This is a genomic window from Gilvibacter sediminis (assembly GCF_028561565.1).
Lineage (GTDB): Bacteria > Bacteroidota > Bacteroidia > Flavobacteriales > Flavobacteriaceae > Gilvibacter > Gilvibacter sediminis.
This window is the reverse complement of record NZ_JAQQTE010000004.1, coordinates 134,052-140,875: the sequence shown is the minus strand read 5'-3', so window position 1 is coordinate 140,875 and position 6,824 is coordinate 134,052. Positions and strand designations below refer to the sequence as shown.

Below are 6,824 nucleotides of genomic sequence, written 5' to 3'. Positions count from 1 at the left end.
AAAAAAAAGCGACCCCTAAGAGAGGTCGCTTTTCATATTTTAAGGCCTAATCCTTATTATGCAAGATCAAATCGATCTGCATTCATCACCTTGGTCCAAGCAGCCACAAAGTCGTTTACAAACTTCTCAGCGGCATCGTTAGCGGCATAAACCTCAGCAACGGCTCTCAATTCTGTGTTTGACCCGAAGATAAGATCTGCACGTGTTCCGGTAAAGCGAACTTGTCCCGTTCTACGATCGCGCCCTTCAAAGGTCTTCTCATCAGCATCGGCAGCAGCCCAGGTGTAGGTCATATCTACCAAGTTCTTAAAGAAGTCATTGGTCAAAGCTCCTACATTGTCTGTAAATACTCCGTGTGAAGATCCGTCATAGTTAGCTCCTAACACGCGCATTCCTCCTACCAAAACGGTCATCTCTGGAATAGAAAGCGCCATCAAATTCGCTTTGTCTACAAGTAGGTCTTCTGCTTTTACATCGATGTTTGGATTTACGTAGTTTCTGAATCCATCACCAAGCGGCTTTAAGTAGTTGAACTGCTCAATATCAGTTTGCTCTTGTGTAGCATCGCCACGTCCGCCGTGGAAAGGTACGCTTACTTCGTGTCCCGCATTACGCGCTGCCTCTTCAATGGCTGCGTTACCAGCAAGTACGATCAAATCGGCCATAGAAACAGTTCCACTAAACTCGTTTTGGATCGCTTCTAAAACCCCAAGCACTTTGTTGAGCTCTTCTGGGTTATTCACTGGCCAACTGCGTTGTGGCTCAAGACGCACTCGCGCACCATTGGCGCCACCGCGCTTGTCAGTATCTCTGTACGTAGATGCAGAAGCCCAAGCGGTTCTTACCAATTCAGAAATACTCAAGCCAGAAGCCAAGATCATCTTCTTCAAGGAAGCCTCATCATCTTTACTTAGGTTGTATGATCCTGCAGGGATCGGGTCTTGCCATAACAAGTCTTCTGCAGGTACCTCAGGCCCAATATAGCGTACTTTAGGTCCCATATCGCGGTGGGTAAGTTTAAACCACGCTCGTGCAAAGGCATCTTCAAAGGCTTTGTGATCTTCATGGAATCGCTTAGAGATCTCCAAATAAGAGGGATCTGTCTTTAAAGCAATATCTGCAGTGGTCATCATTAGCGCTTGTTGTCCGTTTGGATCTCCAGCACGTGGTGCCATTCTCGCTTTAGATTCTGCAGTCGGAGTCCATTGGTGTGCTCCAGCAGGACTCTTAGTAAGTTCCCAATCGTAATTCAACAATACATCAAAATAATCAGCATCCCATTGGGTTGGGTTTGGAGTCCAAGCTCCTTCAATTCCACTGGTGATGGTATCTTCAAGAACTCCAGATTTGTAAGTGTTCTTCCACCCAGTACTCATTTCTTGGATAGTAGCTCCGTGAGGCTCGCGCCCAACGTATTGTCCAGGGTCGGCAGCACCGTGTGCTTTACCAAAGGTGTGACCGCCTGCTACTAAAGCAACAGTTTCTTCGTCATTCATCGCCATACGTCCAAAGGTCTCGCGTACATTAGCCGCAGATCCCATTGGGTCAGGATTTCCATTTGGTCCTTCTGGGTTTACGTAGATCCAACCCATCATTACGGCGGCTAAAGGGTCCTCTAGCTTGCCATCTTCATCGTAACGCTCGTCATTGGCACCCCATTCGGTCTCACTTCCCCAGTAAACGTCTTGTTCTGGCTCATAAATATCTTCACGCCCTCCTGCAAAACCAAAAGTTGGGAAGCCCATAGATTCTAAAGCAACATTTCCTGCTAAGATCATTAGGTCTGCCCAAGAGAGTTTGTTTCCGTATTTCTGCTTGATAGGCCACAATAATAAACGTGCCTTATCTAAGTTACCGTTATCTGGCCAGCTGTTGATCGGAGCAAAACGTTGGTTTCCTGTTCCAGCTCCTCCACGTCCGTCACCCACACGATAGGTTCCGGCGCTGTGCCATGCCATACGAATCATCAAACCTCCGTAGTGTCCGTAATCTGCTGGCCACCAATCTTGAGATTCGGTCATCAATTTTTCTAAGTCTTTCTTCAAACCATCGTAATCGATGCTTTTGAAAGCTTCTGCATAGTCAAAATCTTCACCCAGTGGGTTTGACTTTGCTGCATGCTGACGCAAAATGTTCAGCTTTAATTCATTTGGCCACCAGTCGCGGTTTTTGATCCCGCCACCTCCTACGGTGTTTTGTTTTCCGCTCAAGAAAGGACATTGGCTGGCGTCCATTCCATTGATATCCGGATGATCGTTATTTCCCATTTTTCGATGATTTTTGATTTTGTTTCTTCAAATTTACCATAAGCATCTCTTATTTCTTTTGGGAAGCTATCAGTAATGTTTATATCGGAATAATGGATACACTTGAGTAAAACAACCTATCCAGTAAGAAGTCCTCTATAGAGCTACATCAGCAGCAATCAGCAATAAATCAAGGCAGATCTACTTAGTGCGGAATGAAGGTTTTTCGTACCTTAGAAGACAACCAACAATACTAAATTCCAACCGATGAAATCCTTAAAACTTTTGATTTTATGTGCATTGCTACTTCCTTTTTCTGGATACGCACAGCGCAATAAAAAAGCGAAGTCCCCAAAAATTGAAGACAGTCTTTTCCATGGCTTTGAATGGCGCAATATAGGTCCTTTCCGAGGCGGCCGTTCGGTAACAAGTACTGGAGTTATCGGTGATCCAAACACCTATTATATGGGATCCACCGGCGGTGGGGTTTGGAAAACAACCGACCGAGGAATTACGTGGAACAATATCTCTGACGGCTACTTTAAAATGGGTTCTGTAGGAGCTATCGCTGTTGCTGAGAGTGATCCCAACGTAGTTGTTGTAGGTATGGGAGAACACGCGGCTCGCGGGGTAATGACCTCTATGGGCGATGGTGTTTATATCTCTCACGATGCTGGAAAAACTTGGAAACACATAGGTTTAGAAAAGTCGCGACATATTTCTGATGTTATCATACATCCGCAAAACCCAGATGTCATCTACATCACCGCTCAGGGAGCTCAATACGGCCCTTCAACAGATCGCGGCGTGTATCGAACTACAAACGGCGGCGCTAGTTGGGAGCGTGTGCTCTATGTCGATGACCGCGTGGGAGGAGCTTCTCTAAGCATGGATATGAACAACCCGCGCATTCTCTATGCAGCTATGTGGGAACATGAGCGCTATCCTTGGATCATGCAGTCTGGCGGCGATAAGTCTGGCTTGTACAAATCAATAGATGGCGGAGCCACTTGGGACAAAATGAAAACAGGCCTTCCAGCAGCTTTTGGAAAGGCTGGGATATCGGTCTCCCGCGCAAACTCTGAGCGCGTCTTTGCAGTCATTGAGGCAGAAGGAACTCAAGGCGGAGTGTATCGTTCGGACAATGCCGGTAAGAGTTGGACACAAGTCAATAAGGATCGCGTGAACATTGCACGTTCCTGGTATTATATGGAGATCTTTGCAGATCCAGTAAACGAAAATGTAGTTTATGTACTCAATGCTCCAGTGATGAAGTCCATTGACGGCGGACGTAGCTTTAGCAATATTCCCGTTCCGCATGGAGACAATCACCATTTGTGGATCAATCCGGCAGACAATCAAAACCTGATCAACTCCAACGACGGAGGTGCAAATATCTCGTTCAACGCAGGTAAATCATGGAGCTCGCAACAAAATCAACCTACAGCTCAGTTCTATCGCGTAATTGCAGATAATCAAGTACCTTATCACGTATATGGCGGGCAGCAGGACAATTCTGCCATTGGTATTGCCAGTAGAACCAACGATGGCGGCATTGATTGGAAGGATTGGTATTCTGTGGCCGGTGGTGAAAGTGCTTTTATCGCTTTTGATCCCGATGATCCGCAGACGGTCTATGGAGGAACCTATCAAGGGAACCTCAGTAAATGGGACCGTGATGCGCGCGTCCAAAAATCGATCAAACAATACCCCGAACTCGGTTTGAGTATCGCTCCTAAGGATGCTAAATACCGTTATAACTGGAATGCTCCGATCATCACTTCTCCTCATGACAGATCAGTGATCTATCACGTAGGGAACGTAGTATTTAAAAGTACTGACCAAGGTATGAGTTGGACGGAGATCAGTCCAGACCTCACAAAGAATGAAAAGGACAAACACGGCCCCGGTGGCGGGCCTTACACCAATGAGGCCGCAGGAGGTGAAAACTACAACACCATCACTTCTCTTATGGAATCTCAACACGAAGAAGGTGTTTTATATGCGGGAACCGATGACGGTTTAGTTCATATCACACGTGACGGTGGACAAAATTGGAGCAATATAACGCCTCCGGGAATCCAAGATGGGATCATTAACAGTATTGATATTTCTGAGCACGATCCGGCGACGGCCTATATTGTTGTGATGCGCTATAAATCTATGGATCTCAAGTCTCATGTATTTAAAACGACCAATTACGGCGCCAGTTGGACCCGGATTGTAAACGGTTTGGATGATCCTAACGGTTTTGCTCGAGTGGTTCGTGCCGATAAAAAACGAAAAGGCCTACTGTACGCAGGTACAGAGACCGGCATATATGTTTCCTTTGATGATGGAGGAAACTGGCAACGCTTTAATTTGAACTTGCCTGTAGTAGCCATCAATGACCTTTATATTCGTCAAAACGATCTAATAGCCGCCACCTCTGGACGTGCCTTTTGGATCTTGGACGATTTGAGTCCGCTACAACAACTGGATTTAAGCAATGCGAGTTTCCAGATCTTTAAACCCAAAGACACTTATCGACTATACAATGGGGTCTCAAGAGCTCCGGGGCAAGGGAGAAACCCGAGGATGGGTGTTAGCTTTGATTACTACATTGATCAAGTTGTAGACAGCTTGGATATTAGCTTGGAGATCCTTCAAGACAATAAAGTGGTGCGAACGTATAGCAGCAGTAGACCCAAAGGTTTTAAAAGCTGGCCAGGTGGCCCTCCTCCACCGCAGGTGCTTCCAAAAAAAGCAGGATACAATCGTTTTACTTGGGGCTTTGATAGAGATCCGATTCCAGGAGTGGACAATGTTTTTGTCTTTGGCGGTTTGAATGGCGGTAGCGTAGCACCGGGAATCTACACCTTGCGTATGAGATATAACGGCAAGGTAAGTGAGACTCAGGCAACCATACTTCCAAACCCTGCAGTTAAAGCTTCAGCATCTGACTGGGCGGCACAACAACAAATGCTCAGTGAAATAGAAGCTGTAGTAACTGAAATGCACGAGTCTGTGACTAAAATGCGCTCTGCGAAATCGCAAATTGCGCGTTACGCGGATTATTTAGCCGATAATGAATCTGCAGAAGCCTTGATAGAGAAAGGAAAAGAGATCAGCAAGCGTATAACGCAATGGGAGGAGAATTTGATTCAAGCCAAACAAAAGACCTTCCAAGATGTGATCAACTTTAACAACAAGCTCAATGCTCAGTTTAGAGTATTGGCGGGGTATATTGATCAAGACGATCCAACTTTGACCGCAGGAGCCAAGCAGCGCTTTAAGGACCTTATGGATGATTGGAAAGTCTATCAGGATGAACGCGATGCGATCATCAACAATGAAATGCAAGAGTACAATACACTTTATAAGTCTTTGGACTTACCAGCCTTATTTTTGGATGATTAATCCAGAATCAAAGCATAAAAAAAGCAGCTCATTGAGCTGCTTTTTTTGTTAGTCCCACTGTTTTAAAGTAGTACTGATTCCTTGGTATAAGGGGACAAAATTTGAACCCGAATTCGGCAGTATTGATGTATTGCCGGTTCCGAAGAGCCACTGCGCCCCAGATTTGGATTTAGAACCATAGTTGTTCGGTGCATACATACCCAGGTAGCCTTCACCGTCTGTTGGAGTATCGGCTCCTTTGATCACAAAGTGGTTGAATTCGTCATCATGTTCCGGGAAGGCCATACCCACATCTTCAAATGGACCGCTAAAGTTTCCTTCAGAAAGTTTTACTTGTACGTTGTTGGAATTATTTACCCAACTGTAATACTTAAAGGCGAATAAATAGCTCCCATCTGGCATAATTTGATCGTTCACGGTACTGATCGTCACATTCCCCGCGGAAGAACTGATGGAGCTCGGGCTGATCAAATCACTATCTAAAGCTCCGCTTTTAGTGGTCATGGCGAGGTAATTCGCCAAATCGTTGTATTCGCTTTCTAAAATCGGCACCCATTCTCCCGGTTCGGCATCTAGGTAAGCGTCCCCAGAGGTGTGTAAAAAGGCCCAAATATCATCTACATTGTCAATCTCAATATCTATGCTCAAAACTTCCGTTTCTGTTCCATTACTGGCTTCAATGGTTCCGGTAATGTTTGTACGCGATTCATAATCATAGACTAGCCAATCTGCTACAGTAAGACCTGCAGAGGTTATAGCAAAGGCTCCTGGAACAGATTCAAAGGTCAAGGTATAATTGACCTCTCCGCTCAGATCACTAGTTAAACTAGAAAGTAAGGTTCCACTACCGGGATACTCGGCTATGGAGCGCGCAATATCGTTGGTGGTCTCAAAAGGATCGGGGTCGTCGTTAGTGTCGTCGTTGTTTTCTGAGCTGCAGGCCATCAGCGTGAAAACCATCAGCAGGGAAAGAAAAAGTGAATTGCATTTCATGACTTAGAATTTTAGTTAAAGTGTTGCCCATATTTTAAGGACAGCACAAACCTAGGGTCAATGCAACGGAAATTCTAAAAACCAGCATGGACAAAGCATGGACAGCTTGTAAAAAACATGGACAAAGAGCGCTGCTTGTTTAACTCCTCAATTTTCACATAATAAGTGCACAAGATATTGATATAT

3 protein-coding genes are annotated in these 6,824 nt (G+C 45.3%); 1 reads left to right on the top strand and 2 read right to left on the bottom strand.

Annotation, left to right across the window (positions count from 1 at the left end):
* Positions 1-56 precede the first annotated feature (56 nt).
* Entirely contained in the window at positions 57-2,267 is a 2,211-nt protein-coding gene (gene katG / locus POW22_RS07850) for a catalase/peroxidase HPI (protein ID WP_272832086.1), read from the bottom strand.
* Between the two features lie 246 nt (positions 2,268-2,513).
* Between katG and POW22_RS07845 the strand changes: the two genes are divergently transcribed.
* On the top strand, positions 2,514-5,645 hold the full coding sequence (locus POW22_RS07845) for a VPS10 domain-containing protein (protein ID WP_272832085.1): 3,132 nt from the start codon (positions 2,514-2,516) through the stop codon (positions 5,643-5,645).
* 48 nt (positions 5,646-5,693) lie between these two features.
* On the opposite strand, the gene POW22_RS07840 is transcribed toward POW22_RS07845, so the two are convergent.
* Positions 5,694-6,638 carry a hypothetical protein gene (locus POW22_RS07840; RefSeq protein ID WP_272832084.1) on the bottom strand — a complete coding sequence of 315 codons (945 nt, stop codon included), beginning with the start codon at positions 6,636-6,638 and terminating at the stop codon, positions 5,694-5,696.
* Positions 6,639-6,824 lie beyond the last annotated feature (186 nt).

Coding starts and splice junctions, on each gene's coding strand:
- katG (WP_272832086.1), bottom strand. CDS start 2,267: ATGGGAAATAACGATCATCCGGATATCAATGGAATGGACGCCAGCCAA.
- POW22_RS07845 (WP_272832085.1), top strand. CDS start 2,514: ATGAAATCCTTAAAACTTTTGATTTTATGTGCATTGCTACTTCCTTTT.
- POW22_RS07840 (WP_272832084.1), bottom strand. CDS start 6,638: ATGAAATGCAATTCACTTTTTCTTTCCCTGCTGATGGTTTTCACGCTG.